Annotated in this window: 18 protein-coding genes; 9 read left to right on the top strand and 9 right to left on the bottom strand. The window is 72.2% G+C overall.

The genetic code is table 11. The features are described 5' to 3' along the window. Positions 1-5 precede the first annotated feature (5 nt). The 7 genes from ABT014_RS16985 (at position 6) to ABT014_RS16955 (ending at position 6,349) form a co-directional block, all read left to right on the top strand. Positions 6-1,109, top strand: a complete 1,104-nt coding sequence (locus ABT014_RS16985) for a gluconeogenesis factor YvcK family protein (protein WP_350639547.1) — start codon at positions 6-8, stop codon at positions 1,107-1,109. Next, a complete protein-coding gene (gene whiA, locus ABT014_RS16980; protein WP_350639546.1) occupies positions 1,100-2,080 on the top strand; it encodes a DNA-binding protein WhiA in 981 nt (326 codons plus the stop codon). Before ABT014_RS16985 ends, whiA begins: the two co-directional genes overlap by 10 nt. A gap of 228 nt (positions 2,081-2,308) precedes the next feature. Further along, on the top strand, positions 2,309-3,313 hold the full coding sequence (gene gap, locus ABT014_RS16975) for a type I glyceraldehyde-3-phosphate dehydrogenase (RefSeq protein WP_350639545.1): 1,005 nt from the start codon (positions 2,309-2,311) through the stop codon (positions 3,311-3,313). A 155-nt stretch (positions 3,314-3,468) separates the two neighbouring features. Beyond that, positions 3,469-4,674 (top strand): phosphoglycerate kinase, encoded by a 1,206-nt coding sequence (locus ABT014_RS16970; RefSeq protein ID WP_350639544.1) that lies wholly within the window; start codon positions 3,469-3,471, stop codon positions 4,672-4,674. 4 nt (positions 4,675-4,678) lie between these two features. After that, positions 4,679-5,464 carry a triose-phosphate isomerase gene (gene tpiA / locus ABT014_RS16965; protein ID WP_350639543.1) on the top strand — a complete coding sequence of 262 codons (786 nt, stop codon included), beginning with the start codon at positions 4,679-4,681 and terminating at the stop codon, positions 5,462-5,464. 88 nt (positions 5,465-5,552) lie between these two features. Next, positions 5,553-5,789 (top strand): preprotein translocase subunit SecG, encoded by a 237-nt coding sequence (gene secG, locus ABT014_RS16960; RefSeq protein WP_350639542.1) that lies wholly within the window; start codon positions 5,553-5,555, stop codon positions 5,787-5,789. A 272-nt stretch (positions 5,790-6,061) separates the two neighbouring features. Further along, positions 6,062-6,349: an RNA polymerase-binding protein RbpA gene (locus tag ABT014_RS16955; RefSeq protein ID WP_033820152.1), complete on the top strand. Its 288-nt coding sequence runs from the start codon at positions 6,062-6,064 to the stop codon at positions 6,347-6,349. Between the two features lie 122 nt (positions 6,350-6,471). Here ABT014_RS16955 and pgl read toward each other — a convergent pair whose 3' ends face one another. The 5 genes from pgl to tkt form a co-directional block, all read right to left on the bottom strand. Then, positions 6,472-7,233 carry a 6-phosphogluconolactonase gene (pgl, locus tag ABT014_RS16950; protein ID WP_350639541.1) on the bottom strand — a complete coding sequence of 254 codons (762 nt, stop codon included), beginning with the start codon at positions 7,231-7,233 and terminating at the stop codon, positions 6,472-6,474. Further along, positions 7,230-8,363 (bottom strand): glucose-6-phosphate dehydrogenase assembly protein OpcA, encoded by a 1,134-nt coding sequence (gene opcA / locus ABT014_RS16945; protein WP_350639540.1) that lies wholly within the window; start codon positions 8,361-8,363, stop codon positions 7,230-7,232. The genes pgl and opcA overlap by 4 nt, the downstream gene beginning before the upstream one ends. Next, positions 8,360-9,865: a glucose-6-phosphate dehydrogenase gene (zwf, locus tag ABT014_RS16940; protein ID WP_350639639.1), complete on the bottom strand. Its 1,506-nt coding sequence runs from the start codon at positions 9,863-9,865 to the stop codon at positions 8,360-8,362. Before zwf ends, opcA begins: the two co-directional genes overlap by 4 nt. Before the next feature lie 121 nt (positions 9,866-9,986). Then, entirely contained in the window at positions 9,987-11,102 is a 1,116-nt protein-coding gene (gene tal, locus ABT014_RS16935) for a transaldolase (RefSeq protein ID WP_350639539.1), read from the bottom strand. A gap of 101 nt (positions 11,103-11,203) precedes the next feature. Further along, entirely contained in the window at positions 11,204-13,300 is a 2,097-nt protein-coding gene (tkt, locus tag ABT014_RS16930) for a transketolase (RefSeq protein WP_350639538.1), read from the bottom strand. Between the two features lie 480 nt (positions 13,301-13,780). Here tkt and ABT014_RS16925 point away from each other — a divergent pair, with 480 nt between their 5' ends. Continuing rightward, positions 13,781-14,722 (top strand): heme o synthase, encoded by a 942-nt coding sequence (locus tag ABT014_RS16925; protein ID WP_350639537.1) that lies wholly within the window; start codon positions 13,781-13,783, stop codon positions 14,720-14,722. Positions 14,723-14,767: 45 nt separating this feature from the next. Here ABT014_RS16925 and ABT014_RS16920 read toward each other — a convergent pair whose 3' ends face one another. Beyond that, positions 14,768-15,409, bottom strand: a complete 642-nt coding sequence (locus ABT014_RS16920; protein WP_350639536.1) for a DUF2461 domain-containing protein — start codon at positions 15,407-15,409, stop codon at positions 14,768-14,770. 85 nt (positions 15,410-15,494) lie between these two features. On the opposite strand from ABT014_RS16920, the gene ABT014_RS16915 reads away from it, so the two are divergent. Then, complete coding sequence (locus ABT014_RS16915) at positions 15,495-15,833, top strand: hypothetical protein (RefSeq protein WP_350639535.1); 339 nt, start codon at positions 15,495-15,497, stop codon at positions 15,831-15,833. Between the two features lie 64 nt (positions 15,834-15,897). Here ABT014_RS16915 and ABT014_RS16910 read toward each other — a convergent pair whose 3' ends face one another. From ABT014_RS16910 to ABT014_RS16900, 3 genes are all read right to left on the bottom strand, one after another. Further along, positions 15,898-16,869, bottom strand: coding sequence for a COX15/CtaA family protein (locus tag ABT014_RS16910; RefSeq protein WP_350639534.1), 972 nt, complete (start codon positions 16,867-16,869; stop codon positions 15,898-15,900). Positions 16,870-16,935: 66 nt separating this feature from the next. Then, positions 16,936-17,655, bottom strand: a complete 720-nt coding sequence (locus ABT014_RS16905; RefSeq protein WP_350639638.1) for an ABC transporter permease — start codon at positions 17,653-17,655, stop codon at positions 16,936-16,938. Positions 17,656-17,696: 41 nt separating this feature from the next. Further along, positions 17,697-18,623 (bottom strand): ABC transporter ATP-binding protein, encoded by a 927-nt coding sequence (locus tag ABT014_RS16900; protein ID WP_350639533.1) that lies wholly within the window; start codon positions 18,621-18,623, stop codon positions 17,697-17,699. Positions 18,624-18,757: the final 134 nt, after the last annotated feature.

Genomic DNA, 18,757 nt, shown 5'->3' with positions numbered 1-18,757 from the left:
GGAGCATGAGACAGGAACATGGGGTCGGTGTGACCGGGTACTCGCCAGCGCGGCAGCTCCAGCACAGGCCCTCCGAGCGCGCCCTGGCGACCGGGCCCGTCCAGGCCGGACAGAAGTCGCGTCCCGGTGCGCCCAGGATCACCGCCCTCGGCGGCGGCCAGGGCCTGTCCGCCTCGCTCTCGGCGCTGCGCCGCTTGACCAACGAGCTGACCGCCGTGGTCACCGTCGCCGACGACGGCGGCTCCAGCGGCCGGCTCCGCAGCGAACTCGGGGTGCTGCCGCCGGGCGACCTGCGCAAGGCCCTGGCGGCGCTGTGCGGGGACGACGACTGGGGCCGGACCTGGTCCGAGGTGATCCAGCAGCGCTTCACCGGCAACGGCGGCCTCGGCGGTCACGCGGTCGGCAACCTGCTGATCGTCGCGCTCTGGGAGAAGCTCGGCGATCCGGTCGAGGCGCTCAAGTGGGTCGGCCGGCTGCTGAACGTGCAGGGCCGGGTGCTGCCGATGTCTGCCGTCCCGCTGGACATCGAGGCGCAGGTCCGCGGCCACGACCCGGCCCGCCCGGGCGAGGTCACCGCCGTCCGGGGTCAGGCCAGCGTCGCCGTCACCCCCGGCACGGTGCTCTCCATCAGCCTCCTGCCGGACGGCCCGCCGGCCGTCCCGGAGGCGGTCTCCGCGGTGCTGGAGGCGGACTGGGTGGTGCTCGGCCCCGGCTCCTGGTTCACCAGCGTGCTGCCGCACCTGCTGGTCCCGGAGCTGGCCGCCGCCCTGACCGAGACCCGGGCCCGCCGCCTGCTCACCCTCAACCTGGCGCCCCAGCCCGGTGAGACCGAGGGCTTCACCCCCCAGCGCCACCTGGAGGTGATCGCCGACCACGCCCCGGAGCTGGCCGTCGACGCGATCCTGGTGGACGAGCGGGCGGTCACCGGCGGCGCCTTCGGCCAGGCCGACCTGGCCGGGCTGGAGAAAGCGGCCGAACGGATGGGCGCCGCACTGGTGCTCGACCGGGTGGCCCGGGCCGACGGCACGCCGCGACACGACCCGGAGCTCTTGGCGGCTGCGTACGACCGGATTTTCCGGACACATGGAAGGATCGGCCCATGGCGATGACGGCAGCGGTCAAGGATGAAATCAGCCGGCTCCCCGTCACCCGGGCATGCTGCCGCAAGGCGGAGGTCTCGGCGATCCTGCGTTTCGCGGGCGGACTGCACATCGTGAGCGGTCGCATCGTGATCGAGGCGGAGCTGGACACCGGCATTGCGGCGCGGCGGCTGCGCAAGGACCTGCTGGAGATCTTCGGGCACTCCTCGGATCTGGTGGTGATGGCCCCCGGCGGGCTGCGCCGCGGCAGCCGGTACGTGGTGCGGGTGGTGAAGGACGGCGAACTGCTCGCCCGGCAGACCGGGCTGGTGGACGGCAGGGGACGGCCGATCAGGGGCCTGCCCCCGGCGGTGGTCTCGGGCGCGACCTGCGACGCGGAGGCCGCCTGGCGCGGAGCCTTCCTGGCACACGGCTCGCTGACCGAGCCCGGGAGGTCCTCCTCCCTGGAGATCACCTGCCCCGGTTCCGAGGCGGCGCTGGCGCTGGTCGGCGCGGCCCGCCGGCTCGGCATCCCGGCCAAGGCCCGCGAGGTCCGCGGGGTGGACCGGGTGGTGATCCGGGACGGCGACGCGATCGGCGCCCTGCTCACCAGGCTCGGCGCGCACGAGTCGGTGCTGGCCTGGGAGGAGCGCCGGATGCGCCGCGAGGTGCGCGCCACGGCCAACCGGCTGGCCAACTTCGACGACGCCAACCTGCGCCGCTCGGCCCGGGCCGCGGTCGCGGCCGGCGCCCGGGTGCAGCGCGCGCTGGAGATCCTCGGCGAGGAGGTGCCCGAGCACCTGGCGGCCGCCGGCCAGCTGCGGATGCAGCACAAGCAGGCCTCGCTGGAGGAGCTCGGCGCACTGGCCGACCCGCCGCTCACCAAGGACGCGGTGGCGGGCCGGATCCGCCGCCTGCTGGCGATGGCGGACAAGCGGGCGGCCGAGCTGGGACTGCCCAACACGGAGGCCAACCTGACCGAGGAGATGGCGCTCGGCTAGGCCCGCGCCGGGCACCGGACCATCAGGGGCGCGCGCAGCCGCGCGACCCGCTCACCCTTGCGGCGAGCGGCTCGCGGACGGGCTGCGCGCGCCCCTGTCGGCGCCCGGACGCCGGAGAGGCGATGTGCCCGTGCAGCCCTTGGGGAGGTAGGGTCAGTGCTGGTCGGGGACATCCCATTTCCACCCCCGTCGGGCTAGGTCCGGCGTACCTCACAAGGAGATCGGTTCGTGACGATCCGGGTAGGCATCAACGGATTCGGCCGCATTGGCCGCAACTTCTTCCGCGCGGTTCGGTCCCAGGCCGCGGACATCGAGATCGTCGGTGTCAACGACCTGACGGACACCAAGACCCTGGCTCACCTGCTCAAGTACGACTCGATCCTGGGCACCCTCCAGGCCGAGGTGTCCCACACCGCCGACAGCATCACCGTGGACGGCAAGACCTTCAAGGTCATCGCCGAGCGCGACCCGGCCAGCCTCCCCTGGGGCGAGCTGGGCGTCGACGTCGTGATCGAGTCCACCGGCATCTTCACCAAGGCCGACCAGGCCAAGAAGCACGTGACCGCCGGTGCCAAGAAGGTCATCATCTCCGCCCCCGCGACCGACGAAGACGTCACCATCGTGATGGGTGTCAACGACGAGAAGTACGACCCGGCGAACCACACCGTCATCTCCAACGCCTCCTGCACCACCAACTGCGTGGCGCCGCTGGCCAAGGTACTGAACGAGAACTTCGGCATCGTCAAGGGCCTGATGACGACGGTGCACGCGTTCACCAACGACCAGGTCACGCTGGACTTCCCGCACAAGGACCTGCGCCGTGCCCGCGCCGCGTCGCTGAACATCATCCCGACCTCGACCGGCGCCGCCAAGGCGACCGCCCTGGTCCTGCCCGAGCTCAAGGGCAAGCTGGACGGCACCTCGCTGCGCGTCCCGGTCCCGACCGGCTCGATCACCGACCTGGTCGTCACCCTGGAGCGCGAGGTCACCGTCGAGGAGGTCAACGCGGCCTTCCAGAAGGCGTCCGAGGGCTCCCTCAAGGGCATCCTGCAGTACACCGAGGACCCGATCGTCTCCTCCGACATCGTCAACTCGCCGTTCTCCACGATCTTCGACTCGCTGATGACCATGGTCCAGGGCAACCAGGTCAAGGTCTTCGGCTGGTACGACAACGAGTGGGGCTACTCCAACCGCCTCGTCAACCTGACCACCCTCGTCGGTGGACAGCTCTGACCCCAGCGGGCGCTGAAGTGACGTAAGGGGCAGGGCCCGGAAGGCACTCCAGCCGTCCGGGCCCTGCCGCTGCGCACCGCACCCTCACTCGATCCCGGCGGCCCGCCGCCGTGCCGCTGCCTCGCGCCACCTTCTCCCCAGGAGATTCGAAGACCGTGAAGACCATCGAAGACCTCGACGTCGCCGGTAAGCGCGTGTTCGTCCGCGCCGACCTGAACGTGCCGCTGTCCGGCGGCCGGATCACCGACGACGGCCGGATCCGCGCCGTCGCCCCGACCATCGCCAAGCTGGTGCGGGCCGGTGCGAAGGTCGTCGTCGCCTCCCACCTGGGCCGCCCCAAGGGCGAGCCCGACCCGCAGTTCTCCCTCGCGCCGGTGGCCGTCCGCCTCGGCGAGGTGCTCGGCACCCCGGTCGCGTTCGCGACCGACACGGTGGGCGAGAGCGCGAAGGCCACCGTCGCCGCCCTGGCCGACGGCGAGGTCACGCTGCTCGAGAACCTGCGCTTCAACGCCGGTGAGACGGCCAAGGAGGACGCCGAGCGCGGCGCCTTCGCCGACCAGCTGGCCGAGCTGGCCGACCTGTACGTCGGCGACGGCTTCGGCGCCGTGCACCGCAAGCACGCCTCGGTCTACGACCTGCCGGCCCGCCTGCCGCACGCCGTCGGCGACCTGATCGCCACCGAGGTGGCCGTGCTCAAGCGGCTCACCGCCGAGGTCGAGCGCCCGTACGCGGTCGTGCTCGGCGGCTCGAAGGTCTCCGACAAGGTCGGCGTGATCGACAACCTGCTGGGCAAGGCCGACCGGATCCTGATCGGCGGCGGCATGGCGTACACCTTCCTCGCGGCGCTCGGCCACGAGGTCGGCATCTCGCTGCTGCAGAAGGACCAGATCCCGGTCGTCCTGGAGTACCTGGAGCGGGCGAAGCAGAACGGTGTGGAGTTCGTGCTGCCGGTGGACATCGCGGTCTCCGCGAGCTTCCCCGACACCAAGACCCTCGCCCCGGTCACCGATTTCGAGGTCGTCGACGCGGACAAGATCCCCGCCGACAAGGAGGGCCTGGACATCGGTCCGAAGACCCGCGAGCTGTTCGCGGCGAAGCTGGCCGACGCGAAGACCGTGTTCTGGAACGGCCCGGTGGGCGTCTTCGAGCACCCCACCTTCGCCGAGGGCACCAAGGCCGTCGCGCAGGCGCTGCTGGACAGCGACGCGTTCACCGTGGTCGGCGGTGGCGACTCCGCCGCCGCCGTCCGCATCCTGGGCTTCGACGAGACGAAGTTCGGGCACATCTCGACCGGCGGTGGCGCGAGCCTCGAGTACCTGGAGGGCAAGACCCTTCCCGGTCTCGCCGCCCTGGAAGGCTGATCGCATGAGTGACCGTCTCCCGCTGATGGCGGGCAACTGGAAGATGAACCTCAACCACCTCGAGGCCATCCAGCACACCCAGAAGCTGGCGTTCGCGCTGGCCGACAAGGACTACGAGGCCGTCGAGGTCGCCGTCCTGGTCCCGTTCACCGATCTCCGCTCGGTGCAGACCCTGGTCGACGGCGACAAGCTGAAGATCAAGTACGGCTCGCAGGACGTCTCGGCGCACGACTCCGGTGCCTACACCGGTGAGATCTCCGGCCCGATGCTCGCCAAGCTCAAGTGCAGCTACGCGGTGATCGGCCACTCCGAGCGCCGCCAGTACCACGGCGAGAACGAGGAGATCGTCAACGCCAAGGTGAAGGCCGCCTACCGCAACGGCATCACGCCGATCCTGTGCGTCGGCGAGCCGCTGGAGGTCCGCAAGGCCGGCACCCACGTCGAGCACACCCTGGCCCAGCTGGACGGCGCGCTGTCCGAGGTCCCGGCCGCGGACGCCGAGTCGATCGTGGTGGCGTACGAGCCGGTGTGGGCGATCGGCACCGGCGAGGTGGCGACCCCCGAGGACGCCCAGGAGGTCTGCGCGGCGATCCGCGCCCGCCTGGCCGAGCTGTACTCCGCCGAGCTGGCCGGCAAGGTCCGGGTGCTGTACGGCGGTTCGGTCAAGTCGTCCAGCGCGGCCGGCCTGATGGCCAAGCCGGACGTGGACGGCGCCCTGATCGGCGGTGCCTCCCTGGACGCCGACGAGTTCGTCAAGATCGTGCGGTACCGTGACCAGGCAGTAGGCTAACGCCGCCGCAGCAACGTAGGCTTTGGGGCCGGACCGCTTCCACGCGGCCCGGCCCCTTCGCCGAAGATACGAGAGAGTTGGTCCCGTCGTGGTTCTCGGGTTCTCGATTGCCCTGATCATCCTGAGTCTGCTGATGATCCTCCTGGTGCTGCTGCACAAGGGGAAGGGCGGCGGCCTGTCCGACATGTTCGGCGGTGGCGCGATGTCGACCGGCGGCGGCTCGGCGGTGGCCGAGCGCAACCTGGACCGGATCACCATCCTGGTCGGCGCCGGCTGGTTCGCCTGCATCGTGGTGCTCGGCCTGGTGCTCAAGTACAAGAACTGACCCGGCTCCGGCAGGGATCTGACGGGGTGTGGCCCGGCCGCTTATCCTGAGTGGGCCCGGTGGCGGAGGCGGTGGTGGCAGATCCTTAACTCCCGCTTACACTAGGACGACTTCGCCACCGTCCGCAGGCCGCGGCCGGGCGGCAGGGGGTACCGGCCGCAGACAGGACCGGGTCCCGGGCATCGGTCGAGGTCGCATCGCACCAGCACGCAGGGAGTCAGACCGTGGCAAGTGGCAACGCCATCCGAGGCAGCAGAGTCGGCGCCGGCCCGATGGGCGAGGCGGAGCGCGGCGAGTCCGCCCCCCGCAACCGGATCTCCTTCTGGTGCGCGAACAGGCACGAGACGCGCCCCAGCTTCGCGGCCGAAGCGGCCATCCCGGACACCTGGGACTGTCCCCGCTGCGGCTTCCCGGCCGGTCAGGACGAGGACAACCCCCCGGCCCCGGCCCGCAACGAGCCGTACAAGACCCACCTCGCCTACGTCCGCGAGCGTCGCACCGACGCCGACGGCGAGGCGATCCTCGCCGAGGCGCTGGCCAAGCTCCGCGGCGAGATCTGAACAGTCTTCACCTCTGCGAAGGGGCCGGGCCGGTGGCCCGGCCCCTTCCGCGGTTCCCGGGGCAACGGCGAAGGGGCGGGCGGACGCGCTGTGCGTCCACCCGCCCCTTCGTGGTGCCGGGCCTAGGCCGCGCGGGTCTTCGCCGCCGCCGTCCGGTCGAGCAGCCACAGGGTGCGCTCGGTGCCGTACGCGCCGCTGGCCGGGGCCAGCTGCTCGCCCGGGTCGGTGAGCGCCAGCGCCACCGCGTCCGCCTTGTCCTCGCCGGCCGCCAGCAGCCAGACCTCGCGGGCCGCCCGGATCGCCGGGAGGGTGAGCGAGATCCGGGTGGGCGGCGGCTTCGGGGCCTCGCGCACGCCGATCACGGTGCGCTCGGCCTCCCGCACGCCCGGGTGGTCCGGGAAGAGCGAGGCCACGTGGGTGTCCGGGCCGACGCCCAGCAGCAGCACGTCGAAGGCCGGGAGGCGCTGCCCCGGCCCGGCGGCCGCGGCCAGCTCCTCGGCGTAGCGCGCCGCGGCCGCGTCCGGGTCCGCACCGTCCGGCCCGTCCGAGGCCGGCATCTCGTGCACCCGGGCCGGGTCGAGCGGCACCTGCGCGAGCAGCTCGGCACGGGCCTGGACGGCGTTGCGGTCCGGGTCCGCGGCGGGGACGAAGCGCTCGTCGCCCCACCACAGGTCGAGCCGCGCCCAGTCGACCGCGTCGCGCGCCGGGGAGGCGGCGACCGCGGCCAGCAGGGCGTTGCCGTTGCGGCCGCCGGTCAGCACCACCGAGGCGGTGCCGCGAGCGGCCTGGGCGTCCACGATCCGGGTGATCAGCCGGGCCGCGGTCGCCCGCGCCATCAGCTCCTTGTCGTGGTGGACGACGAGCTGCCGGTCGACCGCGGTCATGAGCTGCCGCGCTTGCGCGGGGCCGACTTCTTGGCCGCGGCCTTCTTGGCGGTCGCCTTCCCGGCCGCCGGCTTCTTCGCCGCCGCCTCCTTCGGGGCGGCGTCCGGCGTGGAGGCCGAGGCGGCCGGCACCTTGGCCGTGACCCGGGCCGGGGCGGCGACCGAGGCGGCCACCGGCTCCGCCGAGGACCGGGCGCCGGCCTCGGCGTCGGACGGCTCGCGGAGCCGGTCGACCGGGGTGCGGACGGCCGCCGCGTAGATGTCGTCCGGGTCGAGCCGGCGCAGCTCCTCGGCGATCAGGTCGGCGGTGTCCCGCCGCTTGAGCGCGACCATCCGGTCCGGCGCGCCGGGCATGGCCAGCGTGCCCAGCAGGCCGTCGGGGCGGTCGAGGGTGATGTCGCCGTCCTCGGCCCGCAGGCGGACCGCGGTGATCCCGGGGCCGGCCGTGACGACCCGCTCCACCGGCACCCGCAGCCGGGCGGTCAGCCACAGGCCGAGCAGCTCCACGCTGGGGTTGTACGACTCGCCCTCGACCACCGCGGAGGTGATCGTCACGGGCCGCTGGTCCAGGGCGGCGGCCAGCATCGAGCGCCAGCCGGTGATCCTGGTCCAGGCCAGGTCGGTGTCGCCCGGGGTGTAGCTGGCGGCGCGCTGGGCGAGCTGGGCGACCGGCGACTCGGCGGTGACCGCGTCGGTGATCCGGCGCTGGGCGAGTGCGCCGAGCGGGTCGTGGGCCGGGTTCTCCGGGGCGTTCTCCGGCCACCAGACCACCACGGGGGCGTCCGGGAGCAGCAGCGGGAGCACCACCGACTGGGCGTGGCTGGCGAGTTCGCCGTGCATCCGGAGGATGACGGTCTCGCCCGGGCCGGCGTCCGAGCCGACCAGCAGCTCGGCGTCCAGCCGGGTCTCGGCCCGGGCCCGCGGCGAGCGGCCGGCCCGCTTGATGACCGCCAGGATCCGCGAGGGGTGCTCGCGGGAGGCGTCGTTGGCGGCCTTGAGCGCGTCGTAGGCGCTGCCCTCGTCGGTGACGATGACGAGGGTGAGCACCATCCCGGCACCGCCGGCCCGGCGGGCGCCCATCAGGGCGGCGTTGATCTTGCTGGACGTGGTGTTCGTCAGGTCGATTTTCATGGCCGCCGCCAGCTCCTGCCGTCTCGTGCGAGCATCTCGTCCGCCTCGGTCGGCCCCCAGCCGCCCGCGGGGTACTGGGCGGGCTTGCCGTGGCTGTCCCAGTAGTTCTCGATCGGGTCGAGGATCCCCCAGGAGAGCTCGACCTCCTGGTGGCGCGGGAAGAGGTTGGCGTCGCCGAGCAGGACGTCCAGGATGAGCCGCTCGTACGCCTCGGGGCTGGACTCGGTGAAGGACTCGCCGTAGGCGAAGTCCATCGTGACGTCGCGGACCTCGAAGGAGGTGCCGGGCACCTTGGAGCCGAACCGCACCGTCACGCCCTCGTCCGGCTGGACCCGGATGACCAGGGCGTTCTGCCCCAGCTCCTCGGTCGCGTAGGAGTCGAAGGGCAGGTACGGGGCGCGCTGGAAGACCACCGCGATCTCGGTCACCCGGCGGCCGAGCCGCTTGCCGGTGCGCAGGTAGAACGGGACGCCCGCCCAGCGGCGGTTGTTGATCTCCAGCTTGATGGCGGCGTAGGTGTCGGTCTTGGACCTGGGGTTGATGCCGTCCTCCTCCAGGTACCCGATCACCTCCTCGCCGCCCTGCCAGCCGGCCGTGTACTGGCCGCGCACGGTGTGCTTGCCGAGGTCCTCGGGGAGCTGGACGGCGCTGAGCACCTTGAGCTTCTCGGCGACCAGGGCCTTGGGGTGGAACGAGGCCGGCTCCTCGATGGCGGTCAGCGCCATCAGCTGGAGCAGGTGGTTCTGGATGACGTCCCGGGCGGAGCCGATGCCGTCGTAGTACCCGGCCCGGCCGCCGATGCCGATGTCCTCGGCCATGGTGATCTGCACGTGGTCCACGTACGACCGGTTCCAGATCGGCTCGAACATGGTGTTGGCGAAGCGGAGCGCCAGGATGTTCTGGACGGTCTCCTTGCCCAGGTAGTGGTCGATCCGGAAGACCTCGTCCCGGGGGAAGACCTCGTGGACGATCCGGTTCAGCTCCTGGGCGCTCTCCAGGTTGTGGCCGAACGGCTTCTCGATCACCGCGCGGCGCCAGGAGCCGGCCGGCGGGTCGGCCAGCCCGTGCTTCTTGAGCTGCTGCACCACGATCGGGAAGGCCTTCGGCGGCACCGAGAGGTAGAAGGCGAAGTTGCCGCTGGTGCCCTGCGCCTGGTCCACCTCCTCGATGGTCTTGCGCAGGGTGTCGAAGGCGTCGTCGTCCTCGAAGGTGCCCTGGACGAACCGCATGCCCTTGGCCAGCTGCTGCCAGACCTCCTCGCGGAACGGGGTCCGGGCGTGCTGCTTGACCGCCTCGTGGACCTCCTTGGCGAAGTCCTCGTCCTCCCACTCCCGGCGGGCGAACCCGATCAGGGAGAAGCCCGGGGGCAGCAGGCCGCGGTTGGCCAGGTCGTAGATGGCGGGCATGAGCTTCTTGCGCGACAGGTCACCGGTCACGCCGAAGATCACCAGGCCGGACGGCCCGGCGATCCTCGGCAGGCGCCGGTCGGCGGGGTCACGCAGCGGGTTGGCGGGGACGAGCTGGGCGTCGACCTGCTCGACGTCGGCCCCCTCGACATCCGGGTACGGCTGAGTGTTGCTCACGTGATGGGCTCCGCTTCCAGTGCGATGGCGGCGAGCAGGGTCACTTCTCGTTCGCGAACGAGGCCAGCGACGCCGTCACGGTGTCGAGCAGCTCGTTCCAGGAGGCCTCGAACTTCTCGACGCCCTCGTCCTCCAGCACCTGGACGACGTCGTCGTAGTCGACGCCGGCGGCGGCGAGGGCGGCCATCACGGACGCGGCGTCCGCGTAGGTGCCGGTGATGGTGTCACCGGTGACGGCGCCGTGGTCGTCGGTGGCGTCCAGGGTGGCCTCGGGCATCGTGTTCACGGTGCCGGGGGCGACCAGCTCGGTGACGTACAGGGTGTCCGGCAGGGCCGGGTCCTTGACGCCGGTGGAGGCCCAGAGCGGGCGCTGCGGCTTGGCACCGGCGGACTCCAGGGCCTTCCAGCGCTCGCTGCCGAAGACCTCCTCGTACGCCTGGTAGGCGAGGCGGGCGTTGGCCAGCGCGGCCTTGGAGCGGAGGTTCTTGGCGTCGCCGCCGATCTTCTCCAGGCGCTTGTCGATCTCGGTGTCGACCCGGGAGACGAAGAACGAGGCGACCGACTCGATCGAGGACAGGTCCAGGCCGGCGGCCTTGGCCTTCTCCAGGCCGGAGAGGTAGGCGTCCATCACGGCGCGGTAGCGCTCCAGCGAGAAGATCAGCGTGACGTTGACGCTGATGCCCTTGCCGAGCACCTCGGTGATGGCGGGCAGGCCGGCCTTGGTGGCGGGGATCTTGATGAACACGTTCGGGCGGTCGACCAGCCACCACAGCTGCTTGGCCTCGGCCACGGTCGCGGCGGTCTCGTGCGCCAGGCGCGGGTCGACCTCGATGGAGACCCGGCCGTCGCGGCCGTTGGAGGCGTCGTAGACCGAGCGCAGCACGTCGGCCGCGTCCCGGACGTCGCAGGTGGTGATCATGCGGACGGCCTCGTCCGTGGTGACCTTGCGGACGGCGAGGTCGCGCAGCTGGCCGTCGTAGGCGGTGCTGCTGCCGCCGATGGCCTTCTGGAAGATGGTCGGGTTGGTGGTGACCCCCACGACGTGCTTGTTCTGCACCAGCTCGGCCAGGTTCCCGGTGTTCAGCCGGTCACGGCTGAGGTCGTCCAGCCAAATCGCCACGCCTTCGTCGCTGAGGCGCTTCAGTGCGTCAGTCATGGTGCTCAGTCCTCTTCTTCGTGTCTTCGTTCGTCTGCTGTGGGGTCGTCAGACGGGCCGGGGCGGCCGATGTGCGGTCGGCCACCCCGGCCCAGGCGGTGCTATCGGGAGACGGCCTCGACCGTGCGGAGCGAGGCGCGGGCGGCGCCCGCGACCGCGTCGGCGGTCAGGCCGAACTCCTGGAAGAGCACCTTGTAGTCGGCGGAGGCGCCGAAGTGCTCCAGGCTGATGATCCGACCGGCGTCGCCGACCAGCTCGCGCCAGCCCTGGGCGATGCCGGCCTCGACCGAGACCCGGGCACGGACGTTCGGCGGCAGCACGCTGTCGCGGTACGCCTGGTCCTGCTCGTTGAACCACTCGATCGACGGCATCGAGACCACGCGGGTCGGGACGCCCTCGGCCTCCAGGGCCTCGCGGGCCTGGACGGCGAGCTGGACCTCGGAGCCGGTGCCGATCAGGATCACCTTGGGGGCGCCGTCGGAGGCCTCGGCCAGCACGTAGCCGCCCTTCGCGGTGCCCTCGGCGGAGCCGAACACCTCGCGGTCGAAGGTCGGCACGTTCTGCCGGGTGAGGGCCAGGCCGACCGGGCCGGGGTGGCTGGTGTGCCGCTCCAGCACGGTGCGCCAGGCCACCGCGGTCTCGTTGGCGTCGGCCGGGCGGACCATGGCCAGGCCCGGGATCGCCCGCAGCGCGGCCAGGTGCTCGACCGGCTGGTGGGTCGGGCCGTCCTCGCCGAGGCCGATCGAGTCGTGCGTCCAGACGTAGGTGACCGGCAGCTTCATCAGCGCGGCGAGCCGGACGGCCGGGCGCATGTAGTCGGCGAAGACCAGGAAGGTGCCGCCGAACACCCGGGTGCGGCCGTGCAGCGCGATGCCGTTCATGGCCGAGCCCATGGCGTGCTCGCGGATGCCGAAGTGGATGGTGCGGCCGTACGGGCTCGCGGACTTCAGCGGGTTGTCGGCGGGGAGGAAGGAGCTGTCCTCGTCGATCGTGGTGAGGTTGGACTCCGCGAGGTCGGCCGAGCCGCCCCACAGCTCCGGGATCACCGCGCCGAGCGCCTTGAGGGTCTCGCCGGACGCCTTGCGGGTGGCGACCTCCTTGCCGGCCGGGAAGGTCGGCACGGACTTCTCCCAGCCGGCCGGGAGCTCGCCGATCTGGATCCGGTCGAAGTCGGCGGCGCGCTGCGGGTTGGCGGCGTGCCAGGCGTGGAAGCCCTGCTCCCACTCGGTCCGGGCGGCCTTGCCGCGCTGGATCACGTGCCGGGCGTGCTCCAGGACCGCCTCCGACACCTCGAAGGTCTTCTCCGGCGAGAAGCCGAGGACCTTCTTGGTGGCGGCGATCTCGGCGTCGCCGAGCGCGGAGCCGTGCGCCTTGGCGGTGTTCTGGGCGTCCGGGGCCGGCCAGGCGATGATGGTGCGCATCGCGATCATCGACGGGCGCGAGGTCTCGGCCTTCGCAGCCTCCAGCGCCTCGGCGAGGGCGAAGACGTCCACGTCGCCGTCGGACTTCGGGGTGATCCGCTGGACGTGCCAGCCGTAGGCCTCGTAGCGGGCCAGGACGTCCTCGGAGAAGGCGGTCGCGGTGTCGCCCTCGATCGAGATGTGGTTGTCGTCGTACAGCGCGACCAGGTTGCCCAGCTTCTGGTGGCCGGCCAGCGAGGACGCCTCCGCGGAGATGCCCTCCTCCAGGTCGCCGTCGGAGACGATGGCCCAGATGGTGTGGTCGAACGGGGACTCGCCGGCGGGCGCCTCCGGGTCGAACAGGCCGCGCTCGTAGCGGGCCGCCATCGCCATGCCCACGGCGTTGGCGATGCCCTGGCCGAGCGGGCCGGTGGTGGTCTCCACGCCTGCGGTGTGGCCGTGCTCCGGGTGGCCCGGGGTGCGGCTGCCGGCGACCCGGAACGCCTTCAGGTCCTCCAGCGACAGCCCGTACCCGGACAGGAACAGCTGGGTGTAGAGCGTCAGCGAGGTGTGGCCCGGGGACAGCACGAAGCGGTCGCGGCCCACCCAGGAGGGGTCGGTCGGGTCGTGGCGCAGGAAGCGCTGGAAGATCACGTAAGCCGCGGGGGCCAGGGACATCGCCGTGCCGGGGTGGCCGTTGCCCACCTTCTGCACGGCGTCCATGGCCAGGACCCGGGCGGTGTCCACGGCCCTCTGGTCCAGTTCGGTCCACTCGAATACGTTCGGCGTCGTGCTCACCCTGACTCAGGGCTCCTTCCATAGTGAAGTGTGACCCCGTGAAGGGGACCGGGTCGGCCACGTCGCTGTGGGCCGGACGCATCGATGGTGCCGGTCACGGAGGGTTGATCCCGCTTCTCTGTGCGAGCCTACCGCTCATGGAGCCCCTCACCCTGCGTGGTGGGACAACCGGGGATCGGGAGGGCCCATTCCCTTGGCACTGTGTCAGCTCCTCTGTCCTACCTTCATCGAAAATCCCCCGTTTCGCCCGTCCGAGGAGCAAGACGGGGGAGTGGTGCAAATGGGGGCATCGGCGGTCATATGTCATGTCCGGTCTGGGGTGATTCACCCGGCGGTGTGCGGTTCGGCTCGCCGGGGTACCCCGGGGCCGGTCGGGAGATATGGAGCGTCTAAGGTGGCGTGGTACGCGCAGAGCGGACGTATCGGCACCCCAGAGGTCCGGTGGACGCCTGTGAAGGTTCATCGTGAGTTGGGGTGTTCGTGACCGCCGTCGAATCCCGCCCCGCCGGGGCGGTCGGAGCGACGCCTGCGCATCGGCCGTTCGGGGCCCGTGTCGGGGCCTTCGTCGCACTGACCAAGCCTCGGATCATCGAGCTGCTGCTGATCACCACCGTGCCGGTGATGTTCCTGGCGCAGCGCGGGGTGCCGGACCCGCTGCTGGTGCTCTGGGTCGTGGTGGGCGGCTACCTGTCGGCGGGCGGCGCCAACGCGCTCAACATGTACATCGACCGCGACATCGACGCGGTGATGACCCGCACCGAGCGGCGGCCGCTGGTCACCGGCATGGTCTCGCCGCGCGAGGCGCTGGTCTTCGGCATCGCCCTGGCGGTCGGCTCGACCCTGTGGCTGGGCCTGCTGGTCAACGCGCTGGCCTCGGCGCTGGCGCTGGCCGCGCTCCTCTTCTACGTCTTCGTCTACACCCTGGGCCTCAAGCGCCGCACCGCGCAGAACATCGTCTGGGGCGGCATCGCCGGCTGCATGCCGGTCTTCGTCGGCTGGGCCGCGGTGACGAACTCGCTGTCCTGGTCGGCCCTGGTGCTGTTCCTGGTGATCTTCTTCTGGACGCCGCCGCACTACTGGCCGCTGTCGATGAAGGTCCGCGAGGACTACGCCCGGGCCGGCGTGCCGATGCTCCCGGTGATCAAGGGCAACCTGGCGGTGGCCCGGCAGATCGTCGCGTACTCCTGGGTCATGGTGCTGGTCTCGCTGGCGCTGTGGCCGCTGGCGGACACCAGCTGGCTGTACCCGGTGGCGGCGGCGGTGCTCGGCGCGGCCTGGCTGAAGGAGGCGCACGGGCTGCACGCCCGCGCCAAGGCCGGTCTGGTGGGCGCCAAGCTCAAGGAGATGCGCCTGTTCCACTGGTCGATCACCTACCTGACCCTGCTGTTCGTGGTCATCGCGGTCGACCCCTTCGTCAAGTAGCCGCAACTCCTGGAGGGCCCTCGCCGGTACGCCGGCGGGGGCCCTTCAGCGTGCCGGCAGCTCGCTCGGGCCGACGTGCTCGTCCAGCCAGTCCTTGAGCGGCTGCGAGACCCGCAGGAAGGCGGTGATCCGGCGGTACGTCTCCGGGGTGCCCAGCCAGTCGGCCGGCTCCCAGTCCTGCCAGGCGACCAGGCCCTTGTTGCGCAGCAGCCCGATCCGCGGGTGGTCCTTGGGGTAGCCGCGCGGCGCGGTCCGCAGGGCGTCGCGGCCGGAGACCACCGGGCCGGCGCGGCCGACCCGGGTGATCACCCGCTCCAGCTCGGCCCCGCTCAGATCCTCGGCGACCGCCGCCCGGTAGCGCTCCAGCTGGTCGGACGCCAGCCGGTACATCCCGTTGCCGCAGGCCAGCCCGTCGGCGGAGAGCTGGATGTAACCGCCGGCCGCCAGGTAGCCGCCGATGTGCGTCTTGTACGGCGCCTTGTCGGCGCTGAACCGGACGTCGCGGTGCGGGCGGAAGATCTTGCCGGGGCCGAACTCCGGCTCCAGCTGCTCCAGCAGCTCGGCCATCGGCTCGCGCACCGCGCGCTCGTACAGCTCCTTGTGGGCGGTCCAGAAGTCCTTCGAGTTGTCGGCCTCCAGCCGCTCGTAGAACTCCAGCGCCTCGTCCTGCCAGCCTTCGAACGTCACCGGTCCAGGCTAGCCGCCGCCGGTGTGGCCCGCCGCACACCGTGCTCCCGTCGCGAGCCGGGCTACCGATCGGTAGCATGCGGGCATGACCAGCGCAGAGAACGCCACCACCGCCGCGCCCGACGCCCGCGCCGAGCGGCGGGCCAAGCGCATCGCCAAGCACCTGACCCGCTTCGCCGCCCAGCACGGCGGCAGCGCCGAGGGCGTCGTCGAGTACGTCGGCCGCACCGCCACCCGGATCGTCGTGGTCGGCGCGGACGGCGCCTGGGGCGACCAGGTCGCCCCGACCCACGCCGTCGGCCTGCGCGCCGCCGAGCTGGCCGGGGTGAAGGTGCACGACTCCTTCGAGGGTGAGCTCGGCCTCAAGGTGCGGACCGGCGCCTACGAGTGGAAGCGGATGGCCGGCATCCAGATCGGCGGCTGAGCCGCCCGCAGACGCACGCGAAGGGCCCCCGAGCAGCGCTCGGGGGCCCTTCGCACGGGCCGGATCAGACGGCGGCGGCCTGCGGCGCGGGCACCGCGGGCACCGCGCCGGTCGGCTCGGTCCGCTCCCGCAGCGCGAACGGGATCCGCAGCGCGGCGATCCAGGTCAGCGCGGCGCCCAGCATGTGCACGCCCACCATCACCTCGGGGGCGTCGGTGAAGTACTGCACGAAGCCCAGCAGCCCCTGCAGCAGCAGGACGGCCATCAGGTCGCGGACCCGGGCCCGGGCGGCCGGCGGGGCCTTCACGGCGGCGAACACGAAGACCACCGCGATGGTCAGGCCGACCGCGACGAAGGCCAGGTCGGCGTGGGCCTGGGCGAGCCGGTCGTAGTCCAGCATGATCCGGCGCACCGGCTTGTCCAGCGTGCCGGAGGAGCCCGGGTGGTGGCCCGCGCCGGTGACCAGGGTGCCGGCCAGCACCAGCAGGCCGACCACCAGCACCAGCACCCGCGACAGCTGGAGGATCGGGCGGGCGACCAGCGGCCGCGGCGCGCCGTCCCCCTCCTTCGAGCGCTCCCACATCAGCACCGCGACCCAGACCAGGCCCATCGCCGCCACCATGTGCAGCGCGACCACGTACGGGTTCAGGTGGGTGAGCACGCTCAGGCCGCCGATCACGGCGTTGCTCACCACCAGCCAGAACTGGGCCCAGCCCAGCCGGGTGAGCCCGCGCCGCCAGGGGCGGGCGCAGCGGGCCGCCAGGGTGGCCCAGCCGATCGCCGCGCACAGCACGTAGGTGAGCATCCGGTTGGTGAACTCGATGATGCCGTGCACGCCCATCGCGGGCGTCGGGGTCAGGCTCTCGCCGGTGCAGCTGGGCCAGGTGGTGCAGCCGAGGCCGGAGGCGGTGAGCCGGACGGCGCCGCCGGTGATCACGATGACCACGCTCATCACCACCGCCGCGAGAGTGGCCCGCCGGACGGTCTCGGCGGTCGGGTGCCAGCGGTCGGCGAGGAGGGAGGTGGGGGTACGCACCCGCTCATCCTAGGTGGGCTTATGTCCGATCTTGGGGCGGGTCCGGCCGGGCCCGCCCCGGCCCGCTCACTCCCAGCGGAAGAACCGCGCCGCCAGGCCAAGGCCCAGCACCGACCAGCCGGCCAGCAGGCCGAGGTCCGACCAGGGCACCCCCGCGCCGTGCTGGAGCACCGCGCGCAGCCCGTCCGAGAGCGCGCCGATCGGCAGCAGCTCCAGCACCGGGCGGACGGCGGCCGGGAACTTCGACAGCGGGACCACCACGCCGCCGGCCAGCAGCAGCAGGACGAACACCAGGTTGGCGGCGGCCAGGGTGGCCTCCGCGCGCAGGGTGCCCGCCATCAGCAGGCCGAGCCCGGAGAACGCGGCGGTGCCCAGCACCAGCAGCGCCGCCACCGCGAGCGGGTTGCCCTGCGGGGACCAGCCGAGGGCGAGCGCGATCGCCGACAGCAGCAGCACCTGGAGCACCTCGGTGACCAGCACGCAGCCGGTCTTCGCGGTGAGCAGCGCCCAGCGCGGCAGCGGGGTCGAGCCCAGCCGCTTAAGCACCCCGTAGCGGCGCTCGAAGCCGGTGGCGATCGCCTGGCCGGTGAATGCGGTGGACATCACCGCGAGCGCCAGCAGGCCCGGTGCCAGGAAGTCCACCCGCTTGCCGGGGCCCTCGACCGTGACCACGTCCACGGCGCTGAACAGCACCAGCAGCACGGTCGGGATGATCACCGTCAGCAGCAGCTGCTCGCCGTTGCGCAGCAGCATCCTGGTCTCCAGCGCTGTCTGCGCCAGCAGCATCCGGCCGACGGGGGCGGCGCCGGGCCGGGGTTCGTAGGTGGTCACGAGCGCAGTTCCCGTCCGGTCAGATCGAGGAAGACGTCTTCGAGGCTGCGCCGCTGCACGGCCAGCTTCTCCGGCATCACGCCGGCCTCCGCGCACCAGGCGGTGACGGTGGCCAGCAGCCGGGGGTCGACCGGGGCGGTGACCCGGTAGGAGCCGGGCGCGGGCTCGGTGGCCTCGGCGCCCGAGGGCAGCACCTTGAGCAGGCCGGCCAGGTCCAGGCCGGGCGGGCCGTCGAAGCGCAGGCTGCTCTCCGCGCCGCCGCGGCAGAGCTGCTCGGGGCTGCCGGTGGCGATCACCCGGCCGTGGTCGACGATCGCGACCTGGTCGGCCAGCTGCTCGGCCTCGTCCATGTGGTGGGTGGTGACCACCACGGTGACGCCGCTGTCGCGCAGCTCGCGGACCAGCTCCCAGGTGGCGCGGCGGGCCTGCGGGTCGAGGCCGGCGGTGGGCTCGTCCAGGAAGACCAGCTCGGGGCGGCCGACCACGGCCATCGCCAGCGCGAGGCGCTGCTGCTGGCCGCCGGAGAGCCGGCGGTAGGTGGTGCGGCCGCAGGAGCCGAGGCCGAGCCGTTCGACCAGCGGGTCGACCGGCAGCGGGTCGGCGTACAGGCGCGCGGTGTGTCGGAGCATCTCGACGGCGCGCGCGCCGGCGTACACGCCACCCGACTGGAGCATCACGCCGATCCGGGGCCGCAGCCGGGCCGCGTCGGCCACCGGGTCGAGCCCGAGCACCCGGACGGTGCCGGCGTCGGGGCGCCGGTAGCCCTCGCAGGTCTCGATGGTGGTGGTCTTGCCGGCTCCGTTGGGCCCGAGCACGGCGGTCACCGTGCCGCGAGAGATGGCCAGGTCAAGACCGTCGACGGCGAGTTTGGCGCCGTACCGTTTGACCAGGCCGGCCACCTCGACCGCGGGTTCTGTCTGCATACCGGGGAGTCTAAGAGGGCCGGTGGCGGGGGCCGCGCGCGCCCTCCTTTGATCATTTCCGCAGGTCAGGTAAGGCTTACCTGCGTGATTGAAGCCACGGATGAGGCGTGGATCACGGCTTGTCCTTCCCGAGG

This window comes from Kitasatospora sp. NPDC094015 (assembly GCF_040304075.1).
In the GTDB taxonomy this organism is placed as follows: domain Bacteria; phylum Actinomycetota; class Actinomycetes; order Streptomycetales; family Streptomycetaceae; genus Kitasatospora.
The sequence above is the reverse complement of the archived record's forward strand: the minus strand, read 5'-3'. Positions and strand labels throughout refer to the sequence as shown.